Here is a 21,490-nt window from a genome sequence, read left to right as displayed (position 1 = left end):
AGCAACGCCGTGAGCGATTTGCCCCGAAATTAATCGTTCACGAGCGGCCGTGATCGCCTTATAGTGATCGAATGCGGCAAGAGGAGCGTCTCGGTCTGATCCTCGACCGGTTGGCCCGGGACGGTTCCGTCTCCGTGGCGGACCTCACCGGCGACCTGGGCGCGTCTCCCGCCTCCGTCCGCCGTGACCTGCGTGTTCTCGAAGAGCAGCAACTGCTCAAGCGCACCCACGGCGGCGCCGTCTCGGCCGAGGTCCTCTACGAGCTGCCGATCCGCTATCGCACGGGCCGCCATCACGAGGAGAAGCTGCGCATCGCGCAGGCCGCGGCCCGGCTGGTGACCGACGCCGTGCACGCGGTCGGCCTGGGCGGCGGCACGACGGTGACGGAGCTGGCCCGGATCCTCGGCGCGTCGGCCCGCCCGCTCAAGGTGATCACGAACGCGCTGAACATCGCCGGGGAGCTGTCCGTGCGCCCCGCCATCGACCTCGTGGTGACCGGCGGCAGTGTGCGCTCGGCGTCGTACGAGCTGGTCGGCCCGCTCGCCGAGCAGGCCCTCGCCGGGATCAACCTGGACATCGCCTTCATCGGCGTCGACGGCATCGAGGCGGGCCGGGGCATCAGCACGCACGACGACGTGGAGGCGCAGACCGACCGCAATTTCCTGCACACCGCCGAGCGGGTGGTCGTGCTGGCCGACGGCTCGAAGGTCGGCAAGCGCGCGTTCTCGCGGATCGCGGGCATCGAGGAGATCACCATGCTGGTCACCGACTCGGGCGCCGACCCGGCCGAGCTGCACCGGCTCCGCGCGGCGGGCGTCGAGGTCACCATCGTCTGACCGACTGCCGGCCCGGACGAGGCGGTCCAGGTCACTTGAGCCCGGACGACGCGATGGAGCGGACGAAGAAGCGCTGCGCGAAGACGAAGAGGACGAGCACCGGGATCTGGCTGGTCACGGTGCCGGCCATCAGCACGGGCCAGTTCGTGAAGTGCTGCCCCTGGAAGTTCTGCAGGCCTAGCTGGATCGTCATGTTCCCGGGGCTCTGCACGGCGATGAGCGGCCACAGGAAGTCGTTCCAGACGTTGAGGAAGGTCAGGACCGACAGCGTGGCGAGCGTGGGGCCCATGAGCGGCAGCAGGACGCTCGCGAGCGTCCGCAGCCGTCCGGCGCCGTCGATGCGGGCCGCCTCCTCCAGTTCCTTGGGCACGGTGGTGAAGAACTGCCGCATCAGGAAAACGCCGAAGGGCGTGGCGAGGTTCGGGGCGATCAGCGCCCCGAGCGTGTCGGTCAGGTGCAGGTGCTGCATCACGATGAGGGTGGGCAGCATGACGATCTGGAACGGCACCATCAGCGTGGCGAGGACCACGACGAACAGCACCCGGTTGCCGAGGAACGGGATCCGGGCGAAGGCGTAGCCGGCCAGCGAGCACAGCACCAGGTTGCCGATGACGCAGCTGACCGACACGATCGCGCTGTTCAGCAGCCAGTGCCCGAACGGACCCTGGTGCCAGGCGTCGAGGTAGTTCTGCCAGTGGACGCCGCTCGGCAGCCCCGGGGGGAACCGCCGCGTCTCCGCCTCCGTGGAGATCGACAGCAGCACCATCCAGATGAGCGGGGCGAGCATCACCGCCGAGAGCGGGATGAGGATCAGGTGCAGGGGGCTGGGCCGGCGGGACGGCCGGCGAGGCGGACGCCCCTGCTCCGCCGCGCGGACGTGTCCCCTCGATCGGGCGAGCGCGGTGTCGGCCATCTCAGTTCACCTCGTAGTGGGAGGCCCGGCGGCTCAGCCAGAGCTGGACCATGGTCACGGCCAGGATCACCACGAACAGCGCGCTGCCGATCGCGGCGGCGTAGCCGCCGTCGAAGTCCACGAACGCCTGCTGGTACAGGTAGTAGACCAGGACCGTGCTGGCGTGCAGGGGGCCGCCCTTCGTGGTCACGTAGACCTCGTCGAACAGCTGCAGCGCGTTGATCGTCAGCCAGACCAGGAGGAAGGACGAGGCCGGCGCGAGCAGCGGCAGTTCGACCTTCCAGAACGCCTTCACCCGTCCGCAGCCGTCCAGGGCCGCGGCCTCCATGAGCTCACGCGGGACGTTCTGCAGGGCCGAGAGATAGATGATCACCGCGAAGCCGAGCCAGCCCCAGACGGTCATCCCCACGACCGCGGGCAGCGCCTCGCCCGTGCTCTGGAAGAACCCCTGCTGGGGCAGGCCCACCTTGCCCAGAGCTGCGTTCACCAGGCCGAACTGCGGGTTGAGGAGCCAGCTGAAGATCACGCCGGTGGCGACCGTCGAGGTCACCAGCGGGACGTAGACCGCCATCCGGTAGAACGTCATGCCGCGCACCTTCTGGTTGAGCAGCACGGCGATGGGGATGGCCAGCAGCATCGTGATCGGCACGAACAGCACGCAGTAGACCAGGGTCTGCCGGGCCGCCTGCCAGAAGACCGGGTCGTGCACCATCTTCTGGTAGTTGGCGGCTCCGGTCCACGTGCCCGGCGACGTCAGGTCCGTCTCCTGGAAGGACAGCAGCAGCGACCAGACGACCGGGACCAGGCCGAACAGCCCGATGAGGAGCACGGCCGGGGACACGAAGGCCCAGCCGGCGAAGTGGTCGGCCCGGCGCATCCGCGGGCCGGGCCCGCGGACCCGGCGGCCGCGCGGGGCGGAGCGGCGTTCGCGCGCGGCCGGATCGGCCGCCGCGACCGCCATTACGCGCCCGCCATGACGGTGTTGACCTCGTCACGCGCCTGATCCAGCGCGGCCTGGGGCTGCGCCTTGCCGAGCAGCACCGCCTGGACCGCCAGGCCGAGGGCCTGGGAGATCTTGGAGTACTCGGGGATGTTCGGCCGCGACTTCGTGGCGTTCTTCTCCAGGTTGTCGACGAAGACCTTGTTGCCGGGGTACTTCTTCAGGAACTGCTGGTAGCCCGGCAGCCGCGTCTCCGACTGCCGCAGCGGCAGGTCGCCGGTCGCGGTGGAGAAGCGCAGGTGGACCTCAGGAGAGGTCAGCCACTGCAGGAAGGCCCACGCGGTCTTGCGGTCGGACTTGTTGAACAGCATGTAGTTGTCCGGCCCGGCGATCGTGGCGTGGGTGACCTTGCCGGGCAGGATCTGGACGCCGTACGACACGTCCTTGGTGATGGAGCCCAGGTCCCACGGCCCCGTCCACAGCATCCCGATCTTCCCGGAGTTGAACAGGTTGAGGTACTGCTGGTCGCCGCCGTCGAGGTAGACCGAGTGGTCGGTCACGGACATGTCGTGCAGCAGCTGCATGGCGGACAGGCCGGCCGGCGAGTCGAAGGCGGCCTTCTTGCCGTCCGGGGTGAGCAGGTCGCCACCCGCCTGCCACAGCAGCGCGAGGAACCGCCAGACGGTGTCCTCGGTGCCGTCGTTGACGTAGGCCCAGCCGTACTGCTTCTTGCCCGCGTCGGTCAGCTTGCGCGCGGCGTTCTGGAAGTCGGTCCAGGTCCAGGACGCCGTCGGGTACGAGAGGCCGGCCGCGTCGAACAGCTTCTTGTTGTAGACCAGCCCCAGGTTGTCCACCAGTGCGGGAACGCCGTAGATCTTGCCGTCCGGGGTGGTGGCCGCCTGCCGGGCGGCCGGGAAGAAATCGTCCCACTTGAAATCGGGGGCGCCCTTCACCAGCGAGGTGATGTCCTGCGTCTGGTGGCGCTTGGCCAGCGTGGTGATCGACGAGCCGAACTCGTAGGCCACCCCGGGCGTCTTGCCGGACACGAACGCGCCGAGCGTCTTCTTCAGGGCGTCGTCGTTGCTGCCGGCGAAGGTGACGTTCACCTTCTCGTCGGGATGGGCCTGGTTCCACTCCTGGCCGAGTGCGGCGATCTCCTTCGCCTCCGGCCCGGTGTAGCCGTGCCAGAAGATGGCCGCGCCGTGGGAGGATCCGGATCCTCCTCCGGAGCAGGCCGCCACGGCCCCGAGAGCGAGCGTGGTGGCCATCGCCATGAGCCGCGTACCGGCCGTACGGCCGAGCAGACGAGTTCTTGCGCGCGTCATTGATAACTCCCTGGGCAGGCCGCCCGCGCATGCGCTTCAGTCAGATTCGGTGCTCGTTTGCGAGCAATGCATGGGACTTTAGATCAGAATCAATCACGTGTACAAGGCGTTCTGCGAACAACACGGTCACATTGCCGCAACCGATCAGCGGTCGATCATCGACGTTCGCGCACGACGGAGCCCCGGGCCGCGCCTGCGAACCCGGGGCTCCGTCTCGTCGTCGGGCGGCCGTCGGCCGCCTCTCGGCTACTCGCCGGCCTCCAGGTCGCCTTCCAGGTCGAGGTAGGTCCGGCGCAGCCGGTCCAGCGTCTCCGGGTCGGGTTCGGCCCACAGGCGGCGGTCGGCGGCCTCCAGGAGGCGTTCGGTGATGCCGCGCAGCGCCCAGGGGTTCGACTGCTCCATGAACGCGCGGTTCTCGGCGTCGAAGACGTACTCCTGGGCGAGCTTCTCGTACATCCAGTCGTCCACCACCCCGGCCGTCGCGTCGTACCCGAACAGGTAGTCGACGGTGGCCGCGAGCTCGAACGCGCCCTTGTAGCCGTGCCGGCGCATCGCGGCGATCCAGCGCGGGTTCACGACGCGTGCCCGGAACACCCGGTGCGTCTCCTCCCCGAGCGTCCGCGTTTTGACCTGGTCCGGCAGCGCGGAGTCGCCGACGTACGCGGCCGGGTTCCGCCCGGTCAGCGCCCGGACCATGGCGACCATGCCGCCGTGGTACTGGAAGTAGTCGTCGGAGTCCATGATGTCGTGCTCGCGGGTGTCCTGGTTCTTGGCCGCGACCGAGATGCGGCGGAACGCAGCCTCCATGTCGCCGCGTGCCTCCCGCCCGTCCAGGCCGCGTCCGTACGCGTAGCCGCCCCACACGGCGTACACCTCGGCGAGGTCCCGGTCGTCCCGCCAGTTGCGGGCGTCGATCAGCGGCAGCAGGCCCGCGCCGTACGCCCCCGGCTTGGAACCGAAGATGCGGCTGGTCGCGCGCCGCCAGTCGCCGTGCCCGGCCAGGTCCTCCAGCGCGTGCGCGCGCACGTGGTTGTCCGCCTCGTCGAGCTGCGCGACCGCGCCGATCGCGTCGTCCATCAGCGCGATGACGTGCGGGAACGCGTCGCGGAAGAAGCCGGAGATGCGCAGCGTGACGTCGACGCGGGGCCGGCCCAGCTCCTCGCGGGGGATGACCTCGAAGCCCGTGACGCGACGAGACGCCTCGTCCCAGACCGGGCGGACGCCGATCAGCGCGAGCACCTCGGCGATGTCGTCGCCCTGCGTCCGCATCGCGGACGTGCCCCACACCGTGAGCCCGACGCTGCGCGGGTACTCGCCGGTGTCGTCCAGGTGCCGCCGGATCAGCGACTCGGCGAGGGACACCCCCACGTCCCACGACGTACGGGACGGGATGGCCTTCGGGTCGACGGAGTAGAAGTTGCGGCCGGTCGGCAGCACGTTGACCAGCCCGCGGGTCGGCGACCCGGACGGCCCGGCGGGGACGTACCCGCCGTCGAGCGCGTGCAGAACCGCGTCGAGCTCCCCGGACGTCGCGTCCAGCCGGGGCACGACCTCCCGTGCCCCGAACTCCAGCAGCGCCACGACCTCGGGAACCTCGCGGCCGAGCACCTCGGCGCAGACCGCCGCCGCCCGTGGGGCGTCCCAGCCGAGCGTCTCCATCCCGACGACGAGCCGGCGCGCGGCCGCCTCCAGCAGGTCGACCAGGTCCGACGCGGTACGGGCGGGGCCGTCCACCACCTCGGTCAGCGCCGTCGCCTCGACCCGCGCGCCGGGCGCCGCGAGCAGCTCCCGCTCGTCCAGCCCGTACGCCGCCGCGATCGCCGCGCGCAGCCCGGGCAGCGCGCCGGCCCGCCCGGCCCACACCTGCGCGGCGCGCAGCACCGCGAGCACCAGGTTCACCCGCTGCTCCGCCTCCGGCGCCTGCCCGAGGATGTGCAGGCCATCCCGGATCTGCACGTCCTTGACCTCGCAGAGGTACCCGTCGATGTGCAGGACGAAGTCGTCGAAGTCGGCCTCGCCCGGCTCGTCGGCGACGTGCAGGTCATGGTGGAGCTGGGCGGCCTGCACGAGCGTCCAGATCTGGGCGCGTACGGTCGGTAGCTTCGCCGGGTCGAGCGCTTGCACGGTGGCGTACTCGTCGAGGAGCTGCTCGAGCTTGGCCAGGTCGCCGTACGTCTCCGCGCGCGCCATCGGCGGCACCAGATGGTCGACGATGACGGCGTGGCCGCGCCGTTTCGCCTGGGTGCCCTCGCCGGGGTCGTTGACGATGAACGGGTAGACGAGCGGAAGGTCGCCGAGGACCGCGTCGGGGGCACAGTCGGCCGCGAGCCCGAGGCCCTTGCCGGGCAGCCACTCGAGCGTGCCGTGCTTGCCGAGGTGGACCACGGCGTCCGCGCCGAACACCTCGTCCAGCCAGCGGTACGCCGCCAGGTAGTGGTGCGAGGGCGGCAGGTCGGGGTCGTGGTAGATCGCCACCGGGTTCTCCCCGAACCCGCGCGGCGGCTGGATCATCAGCACGACGTTCCCGAACCGCAGCGACGCCAGGACGACATCGTCGCCGTCGGTGTACAGCTCTCCCGGCGGCTCGCCCCAGTGCTCCCGCATCCGCTCGCGCAGCGGCTCCGGCAGCGCGGTGAACCACCGCTCGTAGTCCTTCAGCGTGACCCGGGCGGGCGCGGCACGGAGCTGCTCCTCGGTCAGCCACTCGACGTCGTGCCCACCCGCCGCGATCAGCGAGTGGATGAGCTCGTCCCCGTCCTCGGGGTATTCGCCGACGTCGTAGCCCGCCGCGCGCAGCGCCCCGAGCAGGCGGACCGCCGAGGCGGGGGTGTCCAGGCCGACGGCGTTGCCGACCCGGGAGTGCTTGGTCGGGTACGACGACAGCACGATCGCCAGCCGGCGATCGGCGACCGGCGTGTGCCGGAGGCGGGCCTGGCGGACGGCGATGCCGGCGACCCGCGCGGCGCGCTCCGGGTCGGCGGCGTAGACCGGGATGCCGTCCGGTCCGTCCTCCTTGAAGGAGAACGGCACCGAGATCAGCCGGCCGTCGAACTCGGGGATCGCGACCTGCATCGCGGCGTCCATCGGGGACAGCGCGGCGTCCGACGCCTCCCAGGTCGCGCGGGACGTCGTCAGGCACAGGCCCTGGACGACGGGCACGTCCAGCGCGGCGAGCGCCCCGGCGTCCCAGGCGTCCTCGTCCCCGCCCGCCGACGCGTCCGCCGCCACCGCTCCCCCGGCGGCCAGCACGGTGACGACGAGCGCGTCCGCCCGTCCGAGCAGCTCCAGCAGCCCTTCGTCGGCGGAGCGCAGCGAGCCGCAGAAGACGGGCAGCGCGTTCGCGCCCAGCTCCTCGATCCGCGCGCACAGCGTGTCCACGAACGCGGTGTTGCCGGAGAGTTCGTGCGCCCGGTAGAAGACGACGCCGACGGTCGGCCTGCCGTCCTCCGGCTCGCCGCCCGTACGGTGCAGGCCGTACGCGGGCATCTCCCGTGGCGCCTCGAACCCCTCACCGGTCAGCAGCAGGGTGTCGGACAGGAAGCGCGCCAGCTCCCGCAGGTTGTCCACGCCGCCTTCGCGCAGGTACGCCAGCGTCTCCGCGGCGACCCCGGCGGGCACGGTCGACAGCGCCATCAGCTCCGCGTCGGGCGCGGCCTCGCCGCCGAGCGCGATGAACGGCACGTCCCTGCGGCGCAGGTCCTCGACGCCCTCCCGCCAGGTCTTCAGCCCGCCGAGCAGCCGGACGACGACGACGTCGACGCCCTCGCACAGGGCGTCCAGGTCGGCGACGCCCAGGCGGGACGGATTACCCGTCACATACCCGGCGTCCGCGGAACGCGCGGACAGGAGTTCGGTGTCGGCGGTGGAGAGCAGCAGGACACGCACGTGTCGGTTCCTTCCCTCGGGGGTCCTCGCCCCGGCTCGGGTGAAAGGTCGTCGACGGCGGGAAGTCTCCTGACTCCCAGGTCGCCGCTCCCCCGCGGCCTTCCAGCTCATCGCCGTGGCCGTACGTGCGGGCTCGCTACCTGGTCACAGTTGCGGGACAGCCCCGGACTCGCACCGGGTTCCTTCCCTCGCCGTCGCGCGCCCAGTCTACGAGCGCGCCCCCACCGGCGCACCGCCCCGGGACCCCACGATCCGGCGAGCTCCGAAGGCGGTGCTCAACGGCTGTGCGCTCCGGCCGGCAGGACGGGCTCGGCCGGCCGGGGCGACACGGGGCCGCGGCGGTCGAGGGCGCCGGAGACGAGCGCCACCGCGAGGCCGGCCGCGCCGAGGAGGGCGGCGATCCAGGTCGTCGAGGCGTAGCCGAGGCCGGCGTCGATGGCGAGACCGCCGAGGAACGGCCCGACCGTGTTGCCGAGGTTGAACGCCGCGATGTTGGCCGCGGACGCCATCGTCGGCGCGCCCGCCGCCTTGTCCAGCACGCGGGTCTGCAGCGGCGCGATCGTGGCACTGCCGACCACGCCGAGCAGCAGCATCACGACGACCACCGCGACCTTGCTGTGGACGACGAGGAGCAGGAGGACCGACACCGCGATCACGGCCGCGAGGATCGCGTACAGGCTGGGCATGAGAGCGCGGTCGGCGAGCCTGCCGCCGAGCGTGTTGCCGGCCACCATGCCGAGGCCGAACAGCACCATGAGGATCGGCACCGCCCCCGAGGAGAACCCGGTGACGCGGGTCGCGATCGGCGCGACGTAGGTGATGACGGTGAAGACCGGGGCCCAGCCGAGGGCCGTCATGGCCAGCGCGAGCCAGACCTGACCGTGCCGGAAGACCGACAGTTCACGGCGGAGGCCGGTGTCGGCGGACGGCCGCGGCCGTCCCGGGACCAGGGTGGCGATGCCCGCGAGGGCGACCAGGCCGATCGCGGTGACCACCCAGAACGTGGACCGCCAGCCGAAGGCCTGGCCGAGCGCGGTGCCACCCGGTACGCCGAGGACGTTGGCCACGGTCAGGCCGGTGAACATCATCGCGATCGCGCCGGCCCGCTTCTCGGGCCGGACGAGGTCGGCGGCGACGACGGAGCCGATGCCGAAGTAGGCGCCGTGGGCGAAGGCGGTCACCAGCCGGGCGACCATGAGCACGCCGTACGTGGGGGCGAGCGCGCATAGGAGGTTGCCCACGGTGAACAGCGCCATCAGCGCCACGAGCATGGTCTTGCGAGAGATGCGCGATCCGAGCGCGGTCAGCAGCGGGGCTCCGACGACGACGCCGAAGGCGTATCCCGACACCAGGAGCCCTGCGGTGGGGATGGAGACGTGGAGGTCGGTGGACAGGTCGGGAAGCAGGCCACTGATGACGAACTCGGTGGTGCCGATGCCGAAGCCGCCGATCGCCAGGGCGAGCAGCGCGATGGGCATGGAGTCTCCTCCGGATAGACTGGGCGGCGTGAGCAATAACCAGCACACACAATAGTTGCACACGCCTGATACTTGCAGACGCCGACTATCTCACCACGCAATCGGCGAGATGCCAAACGAGAAGAGGGGTGACCCATGCCACTGCCCGATGACGCGGCCGAGGCCCGCGCCCAGGGCTGGCGTACCCTCGCCGCCCTGCACGCCCGGATCGAGGACAGGGTCGAGCGGGCCCTGCAGGCCGAGCACGACCTGAGCGTGAACGAGTACTGCACCCTCCACCTGCTGTCCCGCCAAGCGGACTGGCACATGCGGATGCAGCAGCTCGCGAACGCCCTGGTCCTGAGCCAGAGCGCCACGACCCGCCTCGTCACCCGCCTGGAGAAGCGCGGCCTGCTCCGCCGCTACCTGTGCGAGGACGATCGGCGGGGCATCTACACGGAGGTCACCGAGGCGGGCGGGGAGCTCCTCGCCAAGGCCACCCCGAGCCACAACGCGGCCTTGGAGGCGGCGCTCGCCGACGCCGCCGCACTCCCGGAACTGGCCCCACTGGTCCGCGCCCTGGAGACCCTCCCCAACCTCACCCCGGACGGCTGAGACCGCCGCGCTCCGCGACTACCGCGGAGCGCACCGCTGGACGACGTCCCGTCACCGCCGCCAGGACCGGGCGTCCGGGTCCCAGTCCACACCCACGACCTCACCGAGCAACAGCGGGTCGGCGAACGCGATGACCGCGGCGACAACCTCGCCGAAGTCCTCCGGGTACGCGTCACCGTCCGGGCCGAGCCTTCTTCGCCACTCGCGGTAGACGCGGCCGCGAAGCTCGACGAGTGATGTGATCCGTTCGGACAGCGGCCCCGGTTTCAGCCCTCGATGATCTGCCGCCTTGGCGACCGCCTCGAACAATCCGGCACCGGCGAAGGCGTTGCCGGCGATGAGTCGCCAGACGTCGGCGTAGTCACGCACCCGCGTATTGGCGTCGCCTCTTTCGAGCGCCGTGAGGACCTTCTCTGCGAGGACCGTCTCGATCGGATAGGCGAGCAACTCGAACGAGGAGTCCTGGAGTTGTTGCGGGAAGTCGATGCGCTGCACTCCTGGCACGATCGGGTCGCCAGAGCTGACATCGATCTGAACGCTCGTGCGGAATCGTGCAACTTGGGCGGGGATGACCACTCGCGTTCCGCCGTAGGGCCCATCCTCCCGAATCGCCCTGCTCCGTATCTGGCCGACGAGGAACTCGACGCCATCGTCGACCGCCATGTCCGCGACCCGGGCCATTACCGCCACGGCATCGTCTCCCGTCACCGATATGCCGATGCCGGACAGATCCGCATCCCGGGTCGTACGGCGCGCATGGTAGGCACTCAGCAACATGCCGCCCTTGAGCGCGAACCTATCGGACACGTCCGAGCGACTCAGTCGATACAGGAAGCGTTCGAGGACGAACAATGTCAGGAGTTCGTCTGTCGGGCGACCCTCCCGGCGGGCCTTGTTCCGCAGGTCGTTGTACGCACGACCGGCGGGCGTGTCCCGTCGCGGGTTAGGAGCCATCAGGAGAGCATCACCTCTATCGCCTGGAGCACGGCTCCCCCGACTCCGAGGGTCCGGGCAAGATCCACCAATTCGCCGGGACGTGCGGCACCGTTCTCCAAAGAGGTTCGAAGTGCGCGCAACGCGAATACGTCCCCAACGAGGTGCCGAAGGCGCATGGCGTCCACGACACTCCTGGCGGCACTATATATGCGGACCCACTCAGATGGGGCCGCCTCATACATTTCAACGCCGATCTCGAATGTGTCAGCGTGAAATCGGTGAACCTGCACCGGCGGGTAATCCACCCTGGGCGGCGTAGTCCCCCTAGGCACCGCTATATGCAGCTTTGCGGGGATTTCATCAACTAGACCGTGCAGTGCCAATGCCGAATCCAGGCAGACAACGGCCAATGGAGCTCGCAGAGCCACCGCGAGCAGGTCGACCTGCCCCTCAGGCGCCGCGGCCTTCCGGAAGACCCCTCTGCTCAGCTCCTGAATCGCGCCTTCGTCGCGCAGTCGATACAGATCGTGTGGCGCCATACCGATTTCTCGTGCCATGCGTGCCAGGAAGGTCGCGGGCAGGCGCTCCAGGCGGGCGAGTGATGCGGACGAGGTGTCGGCCATGTATCAAAGTATTACCACCTCTGGCCGACCTGGTAATGGTTTGATACAACGCGTCGTCTCCCGCTCCGCCGATGGCGAGCAGTCCCCGGCACCGACGTCGGGGCGCTGAACGCCGGAGGCGGGATAGCGTGAGGTGCATGGGCGGGGCTGGGCGGGTCAGTCAGAGCGTTCGGGTTCGGCCGCCGGCGCGGCTGGCGGCGGCGGTGGCGCGGTGTGTCGGGTACCGGTACGAGGGCTTTCCGGCCGGTACGCATCTGGGGCTGCCGTCCCGCCACCTGACCGTGGTCCTCAGCCTGGGCGCCCCGACCCGTACGAGCGGCCCGTCCGGCCGGCCGTCGACCGCCTTCACCGCCCTCGCCGGAGGGCTGCACACCCGGCCGGTGCGGATCTCGCACGACGGCGACCTCGCGGGCGTGCAGCTCGACCTCACCCCGGAGGGGGCCCGTTCGCTGTTCGGGCTGCCCGCCGCAGAGCTCGGCGCGGCGGTCCTGTCCCTCGACGACCTGATCGGCACCCGCGCCCGGGAGCTCGTCGAACGGCTGGCCGAGGCTCCGACCTGGCCGGCGCGCTTCGCCGCGGTCGACGACGTGCTGTCGCGGGGCGTCGGCCGACTGACGGCCCCGGCGCCCGAGGTCGGGTACGCCTGGCGGCGGCTCGCCGACGCGGACGGCGCCGTGCGGATCGGCGACCTCGCGCGCGAGGTCGGGTGGAGCCGGCGGCACCTGGGCGAGCGGTTCGCGGCGGAGTACGGCCTGCGGCCGAAAGAGGCGGCCCGCGTCATGCGGTTCGAGCGGTCCAAGCGGCTCCTCAAGGAGCCCGGCCGACCGTCACTGGCGGCCGCCGCGGCGGCGTGCGGCTACTACGACCAGGCGCATCTCGCCCGCGAGTGGAACGAGCTCGCCGGGTGTCCCCCGTCCGCGTGGCTGACCGGCGAGGAGCTCCCATTCGTCCAAGACGGTGACGACACCGCCGGGCGACGATGAGGCCATGAGCGAAACACGAGTCTGGCCCGCACTCCGCTACAAGGACGCCCACGCCGCCATCCGGTTCCTCGTCGACGCCTTCGGGCTCGAGGAGGCCGCGGTCTACGAGGACGACGGCCGCGTCGCCCACGCCGAGCTGCGCGCCCCCGGAGGCGGCGGCGTCATGCTGGGCGGCGCCGACCGTACCGACAGCCCGATCGCCGGCCTGCCCCCGGGCACGGGAGCGGTGTACCTCGTCACCGACGCGCCCGACGCGCTGTACGAGCGGGCGGTGGCGGCGGGCGCGACCGTCGTCCAGGGCCTCACCGACCAGGACCACGGCTCCCGCGACTTCACCGTACGGGACCCCGAGGGTGTGTTCTGGAGCTTCGGCACCTACGCCGGCGCCGGGTCCTGAACCGCCGGGGCCAGGACCGGGCAGCCGAGCCTTTCCTCGGCGCGCACCGGCGGCGGGGCGCCCTGCGACACGGCGATGCGCAGCGGCCAGAACGGCTCGCGAGGCGCCTCGGCCGCCAGCCTCGTCAAGAACGCGGACGTCGAGAGCAGCACGCTCGCCCGGTGCCGGCGCACCCGCTCGGCGACCGCGGCGATCGACCGCCGGCCGGAGTCCAGCACGGCGCTGGCTCCGGAGTACAGCGGTAGGAAGACGGTGTTGCGCAGCCCCGCCGGGTCGTAGGTCTTGGGAACGGAGAACAGCACGTCGTTCTCCCGCAGCCCGAACGGTTCCATCGCCAGGAAGGACGCCTCCGGATCGCCGTGCGCGTACACCTCGCCGTACTGCGCGAACGCCGGCGTGCCCGAATGCACCGGGTACGCCGGCGGCACGGTCGCCCGCGCCATGCCGGTGGCGAGCTCACCGGGGGTGATGACCTTCTCGTGCCGTCCGGGCTCGCACACCGCGACCTCGCCCGGCGGGAGCATGGACGCCTCCGGGTCAGCGATCAGCGCGATCGCCCCGATCCGTACGGCGCCGAGGAACGCCCACACGAACTCGATCGACGCCGGCAGCCCGATCACCACCCGGTCGCCCGGCCGTACCCCGTGCGCCCACAGGAACCCGGCCGCACGCCCCGCCCCCCGGTGGACCTCGCCCTGCGTGAAGACGTCCTCACCGCACAGGAACGCCGCCCGGTCACGCCAGCCGAACGCCCGCGTCCACTCGCTCAGCGACTCGGCCAGATTCGCATCTGGCGACGGGTCGGGCATGCGTGCTCCTTCACCGATCGATGGCCCCCATGGGAGATTAGGCCGATCCCTCGTGCCGGGACAGACCCGCAGCGTGATCAAATGGCCATTAAGGAGGCCATCTGTGGACAACCTGCGCGTCGCTCTGATCGGGTATGGGACCGGAGGCGCGGTCTTTCACGCCCCGCTCATCTCCGCCGCTCCCGGCCTGGAGCTGGCCGCCGTCGTGACCCGGGACCCGACGCGGCGGGCCGCCGTACGTGACCGGTACGCCGGCGCGGAGCTGCTCGACGCACCCGACGACGTCTGGTCCGGTGGGTACGACCTGGTCGTCGTGACGACGCCGAACCGCACGCACGCGCCGCTCGCCCGCGCGGCGCTCGACGCGGGCCTCCCCGTCGTCGTCGACAAGCCGATCGCGGTGACCGCCGCCGAGGCCCGGTCGCTGGCCGGGGGCCCGCTGGTCGTGCCGTTCCACAACCGCCGCTGGGACGGCGACTTCCGGACCGCCGCCCGGCTCATCGGCGAAGGAACGCTCGGGCGGGTGCTGCGGTTCGAGTCCCGGTTCACGCGCTGGCGCCCGCAGATCAAGCCGGGCTGGAAGGAGACGGCCGACCCGGCCGCCGCCGGCGGCGTCCTGTACGACCTCGGCGCGCACCTCATCGACCAGGCGATCACGCTCTTCGGCCCGCCCGTGGCCGTCCACGCCGAGCTGGACGTACGGCGGCCCGGCGCCGAGTCGGTCGACGACGCGTTCGTCGCCCTGACCCACGCGAACGGCGTCCGGTCCCACCTGTGGATGGGCGCGATCAGCGCGGACCTCGGCCCGCGCTTCCGCGTGCTGGGGGACCGCGCCGCGTACGTCACCCACGGCCTGGACGTCCAGGAGGACCAGCTCCGCGCCGGCCGCACGCCGGAGAACCCGGCGTACGGCGTGACGCCGCCCGAGGCGTACGGGCAAGTCGGCACCCCCGGCGACACCCGCCCGGAACCGACCGACCCGGGCCGCTACCAGGACTTCTACCCGGCCGTCGCGGCGGCGGTCCGCGGCGAGGGCCCGCCCCCGGTCGCCCTCGAGGACGCCGTGGCCGGCCTGGAGGTCATCGAGACCGCGACCCGCCAGACCGGCTGACGCCTCCGGACGGCGCCGCGGAACGGCCCCGCCCGGGAGCGCGTCCGGCGAGTCACGCGACGGTCGAGGAATTCACGAGCCGTGTGGCCGTTCTCCCGGCGCACGGACAGTACGAGGACGAAGGCTAAAGCGATCCTTCGCCATGGAGGTACAACGAAAATGCAAAGCGAAAAGATGCGGTGGGCCCTCCTGCCCGCCGCCGTGGCCGTGGCCGTGCTGGGCCTGTCCGGGTGCGCCGGCGGTAACGCCGACCACGTGGACTACTGCACGACGCCCACGCCGCGTCGCACGGCGCCCACGAGTACGCCGGCCACCAGCACGCCGTGCTACACCACTCCGGCTGCCCACAGGACGCCGTCGCTCCACAAGGCGCCGTCGGTCCACACCACGCCGCCGGTCCGCAAGGTGCCGGTCCACAAGGCGCCGTCGCTCCACAAGGCGCCGTCGGTCCACACCACGCCGCCGGTCCGCAAGGTGCCGGTCCACAAGGCGCCGTCGCTCCACAAGGCGCCGTCGGTCCGCAAGGCGCCGTCGGTCCGCAAGGCGCCGTCGGTCCGGAGCGGGCGGCACCGCTGAGGCACCGGCGGGCACCGCGCGCTGAGTCGCGGAACCGCCACCGAGCGCCTGCGCGAGCAGCAGGCGCTCGTCAGGTGACACCTGACGCCATGTGATGTCCCGGCGGGTCGGGTGGGGATCGGCTCAATGCCGCAGCCTCTCCCACCGCCGGGACATTCTTCTGTTCCGCCGCTATCCCGGCCGAGCGGTCATCGTTCCGGGTGCCGCCGGGCGATGACGTGGAGGAGGGCGGCCACGGCCCGGTACGGGTGGGTACGCCCGGCGCGTTCCTCGCAGGACAGGAGCGCGTCCAGGTGCTCGGGCGCGGGAACGGGCGCGTCGTCGGCGGCGGTGTCGGTGAAGACCCGGACGCCGTACCAGGCGAGCCGGGTCATGCGGCGCTCGTCCAGCGCCGCTGTCAGGTCGGCGAGCCGGTCGGCTCGGGCGTCGACGCCGAGCCGGTTGCGGTAGGCGGTGCCGTCGAAGGCGTCCGCGGTGGCCGCCCAGTCGCCCCGCAGTCCCGGCCGCATGGCGAGGGCGTCGCCGTTCCGCACGAGGAGGGACACGAGCCCGCCCGGCGCGGTGACCTGGGCCACGGCGTCGAGGACCGGACCGGGGTCGGCGAAGTACATGAGGACGCCGTGGCACAGCACGAGGTCGAACCGGGACGGTGCCGTCAGCGCCGCCGCCTCCCGGGCGTCCCCCGCGACGAGGCGGACCCGCTTCCGTACCTCCGGCGGCTCGGCCGCCAGCGCGGTCCGCAGATCCCCGAGCAGCGCGGGCGAGGCGTCCAGTCCCGTCACCCGGTGACCTCGGCGGGCCAGCGCCAGGACCTGCGTGCCCTGGCCACATCCGATGTCCAGGACGTCGCCCGGCTCGGCGTCCGGCAGGTGGTGGGCGAGCTGCCGGGTCACGAGCTCCTGGCGAACGACCTGCCGCAGCGTCCCGAGCCGCGCCCGCCAGCGGTCCTCGCCTGGAGCAAAAGCACTCATACGCCCTCCTTCGTCGGAGGAGTGACCAGAGACGCCGCGCTCATGGGGTCGCCCCGGCCGGCGGGACGACGGGGAGGCCCGGTGGCGCGCCGGTCTCGATGAGGCGCCACAGGGCGTCGGTGTCGAGGTGCTGTTCGACCAGGTCGCCGAGGGCGTCGAGCTGGGCCTCCCGCAGCGCGGCGAAGTCGGTGTCCGGCGCCGGGGTGAAGTCGCGTCCCGCCACCTGCGCGACCTCGCGGAGGAACGCGCGGCGGAAGCCGTCGTTCTCCAGCGCGCCGTGCCAGGTCGTGCCCCAGACCGCCCCGTCGCGGCACCCGTCGAGGAACGGCTCCCCGCCCTCCACCGCCGCCACGCCGTGGTGGATCTCGTACGCGCGCACCGGCTCGCCGTACGCCGTGCCGCCGGGCCGGCCGAGGATCTTCTCGGGCCCGAACTCGACGCGGACCGGCAGCAGCCCGAGGCCGGGCACGGGCCCGGCCATCGACTCGATGTCGTCGAGGATCTCGCGGGCCAGCATCTGGTAGCCGCCGCAGATTCCGAGCACCGGCCGGCCCGCCCGCGCCCGGCGTACGACCTCGGCGGCCAGTCCGCGTTCGTGCAGCCAGGCCAGGTCGGAGACGGTGGCCCGGGAGCCGGGGAGTACGACCAGGTCGGCGTCGGCCAGCTCGCCGGGCGTGGTCGCGAACCGCACGCTGACGCCGGGCTCGGCGGCCAGGGCGTCGAGGTCGGTGAAGTTCGAGATCCGGGGCAGCCGGGCGACCGCGACCCGCAACGTCTCCCCCGCGACCGCCGGGCGCGTCTCGGGGCGCGCGTCCAGGGCGAGGGAGTCCTCGACGTCCAGCCAGAGGCCGCCGAGCCAGGGCAGCACGCCGTACACCGGCCGGCCGGTCAGCGCGGTGATCTGCGCCAGGCCGGGGGCCAGCAGCTCCGGCGCGCCACGGAACTTGTTGATGACGAACCCGGCGATGAGGCGCTGGTCCGCGGGCTCCAGCAGGCCGACCGTCCCGTACAGCGCGGCGAACACCCCGCCCCGGTCGATGTCGCCGACCACGACCACCGGCATGCCGGGCCCGTCCGGGGAACCGGCGGCGCGCGCCAGGCCCATGTTCGCCAGGTCGCCGGCGCGCAGGTTGATCTCGGCGGGGCTGCCCGCGCCCTCGCAGATGACGACGTCGTACTGGGCGCGCAGCTCGGCGAGGCTGCCGAGGACCACCCGGCGCAGCCGCTCCTTGTGCGCGGCGTACCCCATCGCGTCGACCTCGGCGACCGGATGGCCGAGCACGACCACCTGGCTGCGCCGGTCGCTGCCGGGTTTGAGGAGGACCGGGTTCATGTGCGCGGTCGGCTCGATCCGCGCGGCGGCGGCCTGCATGGCCTGCGCCCGCCCGATCTCCGCGCCGTCGGCGGTGACCATGGAGTTCAGCGACATGTTCTGCGCCTTGAACGGCGCGACCTTGACGCCCTGGCGGGCGAGCCACCGGCAGATCCCCGCCGTGAGGATGCTCTTGCCCGCATCCGAGGTCGTACCGGCGACCAGCAACATCCCGTTCCGCGTGTCCACGGACGCCGAAGCTAGCAGCCGCGCCGCCGGTCGCGATCGGTCAGGAGGCGCCGAGGCCCCACGAGGACGCTGTCCGGATGCGTGCGGAGGAGCACCTGCCGGGGCACGCCACGCGGCTCGCCTCATTCAGCGGCGCCGGCTCCGCGACCAGGCCCTGACGGCGGCGCGGGCACCGATCGTGACGGCGGCCGAGGCCACCGTGACCGCACGGGACAGGCGGACGGCGCGCCGGATGTCCGCGGGCTCGGCGGCGCGGCCGTCGCCGAGCTCGGGCCGGTGTTCCACGCGGTTCCCGTACACGTTGACGCCGCCGAGCCGGACGCCGAGCGCCCCGGCGAACGCCGCCTCGCACCGCCCGGCGTTCGGGCTCGGATGGGCCGCGCCGTCACGGCGGAGGATCGCGTACGAGGCGCGCGGCGAGCCGCCGACGAGCGGGGCGCAGGCGACAGTGAGCAGCCCGGTCAACCGGGCGGGCGTCCAGTTCGCCGCGTCGTCCAGCCGCGCGGCGACCCGCCCGAACCTGAGGTAGCGGGGGCTGCGGTGCCCGACCATCGCGTCCAGCGTGTTGACCGCCCGGTACGCGAGCAGCCCCGGCACGCCGAGGACCGCGCCCCAGAACAGCGGTGCGACGGCCGCGTCGGAGGTGTTCTCGGCGATCGACTCGACCGTGGCCCGTGCGAGTTCCTTGGCGTCGAGTTCACTCGGATCCCGCCCGCACAGGTGCGGCAGCCGCCGCCGCGCCGCCTCGACGTCCCCGGCCTCCAGCGCGGCCGCCATCGCCAGGCCTTCACGCCCGAGCGACGTCCCGCCGAGCACCGCCCACGTCGCTGCGCCGGTGAGCACCACGGACGCCGCCGTGCGCCGCCCGACCGCGTCCACGACGACACCGGCACCGGCCGCCCCGAGCACACAGGCGGCCGTGAACACGGCCCCCCGCGCCACCGAGTCCCGGTACAGGCGTCCCTCCAGCATGCTCGCGGCCCGCCCGAACCCCGCCACCGGATGCCCCCGCCGCGGATCCCCGACCAGCGCGTCCAGCACCAGCCCCGCCCACAGCCCCTTCTCTACCGTCACGAACGAAGACGATAGGCCCCGGACGGTCTCCGGCTCCGGAGCGGGTAGTGGAAGGATGACGCTGATCACGCATCACGGTTGGAGCCGAGGCATGGAACGCACCGCGGAACCCTGTTCGCCGGTCAAGGTGGAGCACGCCGAGGGGCCGTTCTGGTACGGCGACCGGCTCGGCTGGGTGGACATCATGGCCGGGCGACTGTGGCTGGCCGGCTACGACGGCAAGACGCTGACCGACCCGCGTTCGCTGCAGGTCGACCGGCCCATCGGCGCCGCCGTGCCGCGGGTGGTGGGCGGGTGGATCATCGCCGCGGGCACCTGCTTCATGGAGCTGGACGAGGACGGCAAGGCGACGGCGCTGACCGGTGACCTGGCCGATGCCGCCACCATCCGGATGAACGACGGCAAGTGCGATCCGGCGGGGCGGTTCTGGGCCGGCACGATGGCGTTCGACGAGACGCCCGGCGCGGGCTCGCTGTTCGTCTTCGACGGCTCGGTCCGCACGGTGCTCGAAGGGGTCACGATCTCCAACGGGCTCGGCTGGAGCCCCGACCACCGCACCATGTACTACATCGACACCCCGACGGATCGAGTGGACGCCTTCGACTACGACCTGGAGACCGGCGCGGTGACGAACCGGCGGCCGTTCACCGAGGTCGAGGGCGGTCACCCCGATGGCATGACCGTGGACGACGAGGGCTTCCTGTGGGTGGCGCTGTGGGGCGGCGGCGCGGTGCACCGCTACGCCCCGTCCGGGGAGTTGGTCGCCACGGTGCGTCTGCCGGTGACGAACGTCTCGAGCTGCGGCTTCGGCGGCACCGACCGTTCGACGTTGTTCATCACGACGTCGCAGCAGGGCCTGTCTCCGGAGCAGCGGGAGGCCGAGCCGGACGCCGGCCGCATCTTCCACGTCACCCCAGGCGTCCGGGGCCCCGTAGCGACGCCGTTCACGGGCGCCCGCTGAGGTTCCCGAGCGCTTCCACTGGCGTCCGCCGCCGTCAGAACGCAGCGAACACCAGTGATCAACCCTCGGGCGACTCCCTGCGGGACTTCGACGCCGTGGTGGTCACGTTGTCGTCGTCGTTGCCGGTCCGATGACCGGTTCGGCGGTCTTGGTGGGTCCATGCCGACGTCAACGTGGCTGATCGATCCGGCCGATGGCCTCAAGGCGCGGATGGGCCGGCGGAAGTCTCGGGGAAGGCGCACCGTCGGGAGGTCCTGAGCGCTTTCGCTGGTGTTCGCTGCCGTTAGAGAGCAGCGGATGCCAGTGATCAACCTTGCCCGGTCATGGTCGCCCACCCCGCACGTACGGTGCGTGCAGGGGGCGTCGGTCTCCGTCATTCGGCACCTCACCGTAGGGCGAACCTGGGGATCGGCGGGTGGCCGTCGACGAGGTCGGCGGCGAGTTCGCCGATCAGCGGGGTGAACTTCGCGCCGTGCCCGGAGCAGGCGGAGCAGACCACGAACGGCCCTCTCCGGTCCAGCACGAAGTCCTCGTCGGGCGTCGACGTGTAGAGACAGGTCAGCTCCGAGCGCGGCTCCGGGTCCACGCCCGGCAGCCACGTCCGGGCGTACTCGATCGCGCGGTCGCGGGCGGCCGGGTCCACGACGAAGTCCCGGCGGTCCGCGGTCGTCACCGCGCCGCCCACGTGCTCGCCGAACTTGACGTACGGGCCCTCCGGCAGCGCGTACACGTCGAGCGACGTCTCGCCGTGCACGATGGTCGGCCAGGGGCCGGGGTCCTTCGCCTCGAAGAAGAAGACCTGCTGCTGGGTCACGGTCAGCGGCGGGAGCGGGACCAGGCCGTCGAGCAGCGGACCGGTCCAGCCGCCCGCCGCGACCACGACCATACGGGCGTGCCAGGTGGCCTGGTCGGTGTGGAGGAGGACGCCGGTGGAGTCCGGCTCCAGGGCCCGGATCGGGGTGTCGTACGCGAGGTGCGCGCCGGCCTCGGCGGCGAGCCGGACCATGGCGGCCATCGACGCCTCCGGGTCGAGGACCCCGCCCTCCGGGTCGAAGACGACGGGGCCGGTGAAGCGGATGCCGGGCCAGCGGCCGGCGGCCTCGGCGGGATCGAGCAGCTCGGCGGCGACGCCGTGCCCCTGGAGCAGGTCGGCCATGTGTGACGGCTCCCGGCCGGGGCCGTGGTCGACGCCGCCGGTGCGGGTCAGGAGAGGTTCCCCCGCCTCGTCGCTCAGCTCGTCCCAGAGCCGCCCGGCCCGGCCGGTCAGCTCGACGTACAGCGGGTCCAGGTAGGCGCGGCGGAAGATCCGGGCGCGACCGTGTGAGCTGCCGCGCCGGTGGCCCGGCCCGTACGCCTCGAAGGCGGCCACGCTCCGGCCCCGCCGGCTCAGCGCCCAGGCGGTGGCGGAGCCCGCCAGTCCGAGCCCCACGATCGCTACGTCGATGTCGTTCATGCCCTGAATAATGCCTGGTTAGAGGGGTAGGTTACGATAACTGCAGAATACAGATAAACCGTGG

19 protein-coding genes and 1 riboswitch are annotated in these 21,490 nt (G+C 72.1%); of the genes, 7 read left to right on the top strand and 12 right to left on the bottom strand.

The genetic code is table 11. From position 1 onward, the window contains the following. The first annotated feature begins 71 nt into the window (after positions 1-71). Positions 72-836 carry a DeoR/GlpR family DNA-binding transcription regulator gene (locus tag ABD978_RS31045; RefSeq protein WP_345362735.1) on the top strand — a complete coding sequence of 255 codons (765 nt, stop codon included), beginning with the start codon at positions 72-74 and terminating at the stop codon, positions 834-836. 31 nt (positions 837-867) lie between these two features. Here ABD978_RS31045 and ABD978_RS31040 read toward each other — a convergent pair whose 3' ends face one another. From ABD978_RS31040 to ABD978_RS31020, 5 genes are all read right to left on the bottom strand, one after another. Then, entirely contained in the window at positions 868-1,749 is an 882-nt protein-coding gene (locus tag ABD978_RS31040) for a carbohydrate ABC transporter permease (RefSeq protein WP_345362732.1), read from the bottom strand. Position 1,750: 1 nt separating this feature from the next. Further along, positions 1,751-2,710 (bottom strand): carbohydrate ABC transporter permease, encoded by a 960-nt coding sequence (locus tag ABD978_RS31035; protein WP_345362729.1) that lies wholly within the window; start codon positions 2,708-2,710, stop codon positions 1,751-1,753. Continuing rightward, positions 2,710-4,014, bottom strand: coding sequence for an ABC transporter substrate-binding protein (locus ABD978_RS31030; RefSeq protein ID WP_345362726.1), 1,305 nt, complete (start codon positions 4,012-4,014; stop codon positions 2,710-2,712). The genes ABD978_RS31035 and ABD978_RS31030 overlap by 1 nt, the downstream gene beginning before the upstream one ends. A 246-nt stretch (positions 4,015-4,260) precedes the next feature. Further along, entirely contained in the window at positions 4,261-7,899 is a 3,639-nt protein-coding gene (gene cobN / locus ABD978_RS31025; protein ID WP_345362723.1) for a cobaltochelatase subunit CobN, read from the bottom strand. Positions 7,900-7,961: 62 nt separating this feature from the next. Further along, positions 7,962-8,084, bottom strand: a riboswitch (cobalamin riboswitch). A gap of 90 nt (positions 8,085-8,174) precedes the next feature. After that, the gene (locus ABD978_RS31020) at positions 8,175-9,377 is read right to left on the bottom strand and encodes an MFS transporter (RefSeq protein WP_345362720.1); all 1,203 of its coding nucleotides are present in this window, start codon (positions 9,375-9,377) and stop codon (positions 8,175-8,177) included. Between the two features lie 135 nt (positions 9,378-9,512). On the opposite strand from ABD978_RS31020, the gene ABD978_RS31015 reads away from it, so the two are divergent. After that, positions 9,513-9,971 (top strand): MarR family winged helix-turn-helix transcriptional regulator, encoded by a 459-nt coding sequence (locus ABD978_RS31015; protein WP_345362717.1) that lies wholly within the window; start codon positions 9,513-9,515, stop codon positions 9,969-9,971. Positions 9,972-10,022: 51 nt separating this feature from the next. Here the strand turns inward: ABD978_RS31015 and ABD978_RS31010 are convergent, their stop codons facing one another. Together ABD978_RS31010 and ABD978_RS31005 are read right to left on the bottom strand one after the other, a co-directional pair. Then, a complete protein-coding gene (locus tag ABD978_RS31010; RefSeq protein WP_345362714.1) occupies positions 10,023-10,823 on the bottom strand; it encodes a nucleotidyl transferase AbiEii/AbiGii toxin family protein in 801 nt (266 codons plus the stop codon). 101 nt (positions 10,824-10,924) lie between these two features. Then, complete coding sequence (locus tag ABD978_RS31005; protein WP_345362711.1) at positions 10,925-11,530, bottom strand: type IV toxin-antitoxin system AbiEi family antitoxin domain-containing protein; 606 nt, start codon at positions 11,528-11,530, stop codon at positions 10,925-10,927. A gap of 137 nt (positions 11,531-11,667) precedes the next feature. Here ABD978_RS31005 and ABD978_RS31000 point away from each other — a divergent pair, with 137 nt between their 5' ends. Together ABD978_RS31000 and ABD978_RS30995 are read left to right on the top strand one after the other, a co-directional pair. Beyond that, complete coding sequence (locus tag ABD978_RS31000; protein ID WP_345362708.1) at positions 11,668-12,513, top strand: helix-turn-helix domain-containing protein; 846 nt, start codon at positions 11,668-11,670, stop codon at positions 12,511-12,513. A 4-nt stretch (positions 12,514-12,517) separates the two neighbouring features. Continuing rightward, positions 12,518-12,910 (top strand): VOC family protein, encoded by a 393-nt coding sequence (locus ABD978_RS30995; protein ID WP_345362705.1) that lies wholly within the window; start codon positions 12,518-12,520, stop codon positions 12,908-12,910. Here the strand turns inward: ABD978_RS30995 and ABD978_RS30990 are convergent. Beyond that, the gene (locus tag ABD978_RS30990) at positions 12,889-13,719 is read right to left on the bottom strand and encodes an AMP-binding protein (RefSeq protein ID WP_345362702.1); all 831 of its coding nucleotides are present in this window, start codon (positions 13,717-13,719) and stop codon (positions 12,889-12,891) included. The genes ABD978_RS30995 and ABD978_RS30990 overlap by 22 nt on opposite strands. Before the next feature lie 103 nt (positions 13,720-13,822). Here ABD978_RS30990 and ABD978_RS30985 point away from each other — a divergent pair, with 103 nt between their 5' ends. Both ABD978_RS30985 and ABD978_RS30980 read left to right on the top strand, forming a co-directional pair. Next, positions 13,823-14,830 carry a Gfo/Idh/MocA family oxidoreductase gene (locus ABD978_RS30985; RefSeq protein ID WP_345362699.1) on the top strand — a complete coding sequence of 336 codons (1,008 nt, stop codon included), beginning with the start codon at positions 13,823-13,825 and terminating at the stop codon, positions 14,828-14,830. A gap of 159 nt (positions 14,831-14,989) precedes the next feature. Further along, positions 14,990-15,406, top strand: coding sequence for a hypothetical protein (locus ABD978_RS30980; RefSeq protein ID WP_345362696.1), 417 nt, complete (start codon positions 14,990-14,992; stop codon positions 15,404-15,406). Between the two features lie 188 nt (positions 15,407-15,594). Here ABD978_RS30980 and ABD978_RS30975 read toward each other — a convergent pair whose 3' ends face one another. From ABD978_RS30975 to ABD978_RS30965, 3 genes are all read right to left on the bottom strand, one after another. Next, complete coding sequence (locus ABD978_RS30975) at positions 15,595-16,377, bottom strand: class I SAM-dependent methyltransferase (RefSeq protein WP_345362693.1); 783 nt, start codon at positions 16,375-16,377, stop codon at positions 15,595-15,597. Positions 16,378-16,417: 40 nt separating this feature from the next. Beyond that, positions 16,418-17,920 (bottom strand): cobyric acid synthase, encoded by a 1,503-nt coding sequence (locus ABD978_RS30970; protein WP_345362969.1) that lies wholly within the window; start codon positions 17,918-17,920, stop codon positions 16,418-16,420. Positions 17,921-18,064: 144 nt separating this feature from the next. Beyond that, complete coding sequence (locus tag ABD978_RS30965; protein ID WP_345362690.1) at positions 18,065-19,012, bottom strand: cobalamin biosynthesis protein; 948 nt, start codon at positions 19,010-19,012, stop codon at positions 18,065-18,067. Between the two features lie 91 nt (positions 19,013-19,103). Between ABD978_RS30965 and ABD978_RS30960 the strand changes: the two genes are divergently transcribed. After that, on the top strand, positions 19,104-19,973 hold the full coding sequence (locus tag ABD978_RS30960) for an SMP-30/gluconolactonase/LRE family protein (protein ID WP_345362687.1): 870 nt from the start codon (positions 19,104-19,106) through the stop codon (positions 19,971-19,973). A 385-nt stretch (positions 19,974-20,358) separates the two neighbouring features. On the opposite strand, the gene ABD978_RS30955 is transcribed toward ABD978_RS30960, so the two are convergent. Next, a complete protein-coding gene (locus tag ABD978_RS30955; RefSeq protein WP_345362684.1) occupies positions 20,359-21,426 on the bottom strand; it encodes an FAD-dependent oxidoreductase in 1,068 nt (355 codons plus the stop codon). Positions 21,427-21,490 lie beyond the last annotated feature (64 nt).

The sequence above is a fragment of the Actinoallomurus liliacearum genome (genome assembly GCF_039542035.1).
GTDB lineage: Bacteria > Actinomycetota > Actinomycetes > Streptosporangiales > Streptosporangiaceae > Actinoallomurus > Actinoallomurus liliacearum.
The sequence above is the reverse complement of the archived record's forward strand: the minus strand, read 5'-3'. Positions and strand labels throughout refer to the sequence as shown.

Bases quoted from the DNA above. Each gene is read 5' to 3' on its own strand.
- ABD978_RS30995 (WP_345362705.1), top strand. From the start codon at position 12,518: ATGAGCGAAACACGAGTCTGGCCCGCACTCCGCTACAAGGACGCCCAC.
- ABD978_RS30990 (WP_345362702.1), bottom strand. From the start codon at position 13,719: ATGCCCGACCCGTCGCCAGATGCGAATCTGGCCGAGTCGCTGAGCGAG.
- ABD978_RS30960 (WP_345362687.1), top strand. From the start codon at position 19,104: ATGGAACGCACCGCGGAACCCTGTTCGCCGGTCAAGGTGGAGCACGCC.
- ABD978_RS30955 (WP_345362684.1), bottom strand. From the start codon at position 21,426: ATGAACGACATCGACGTAGCGATCGTGGGGCTCGGACTGGCGGGCTCC.
- ABD978_RS30980 (WP_345362696.1), top strand. From the start codon at position 14,990: ATGCAAAGCGAAAAGATGCGGTGGGCCCTCCTGCCCGCCGCCGTGGCC.
- ABD978_RS31030 (WP_345362726.1), bottom strand. From the start codon at position 4,014: ATGACGCGCGCAAGAACTCGTCTGCTCGGCCGTACGGCCGGTACGCGG.
- ABD978_RS31005 (WP_345362711.1), bottom strand. From the start codon at position 11,530: ATGGCCGACACCTCGTCCGCATCACTCGCCCGCCTGGAGCGCCTGCCC.
- ABD978_RS30970 (WP_345362969.1), bottom strand. From the start codon at position 17,920: ATGTTGCTGGTCGCCGGTACGACCTCGGATGCGGGCAAGAGCATCCTC.
- ABD978_RS31035 (WP_345362729.1), bottom strand. From the start codon at position 2,710: ATGGCGGTCGCGGCGGCCGATCCGGCCGCGCGCGAACGCCGCTCCGCC.
- ABD978_RS31045 (WP_345362735.1), top strand. From the start codon at position 72: ATGCGGCAAGAGGAGCGTCTCGGTCTGATCCTCGACCGGTTGGCCCGG.
- ABD978_RS31040 (WP_345362732.1), bottom strand. From the start codon at position 1,749: ATGGCCGACACCGCGCTCGCCCGATCGAGGGGACACGTCCGCGCGGCG.
- ABD978_RS31015 (WP_345362717.1), top strand. From the start codon at position 9,513: ATGCCACTGCCCGATGACGCGGCCGAGGCCCGCGCCCAGGGCTGGCGT.
- ABD978_RS31000 (WP_345362708.1), top strand. From the start codon at position 11,668: ATGGGCGGGGCTGGGCGGGTCAGTCAGAGCGTTCGGGTTCGGCCGCCG.
- ABD978_RS30975 (WP_345362693.1), bottom strand. From the start codon at position 16,377: ATGAGTGCTTTTGCTCCAGGCGAGGACCGCTGGCGGGCGCGGCTCGGG.
- ABD978_RS31020 (WP_345362720.1), bottom strand. From the start codon at position 9,377: ATGCCCATCGCGCTGCTCGCCCTGGCGATCGGCGGCTTCGGCATCGGC.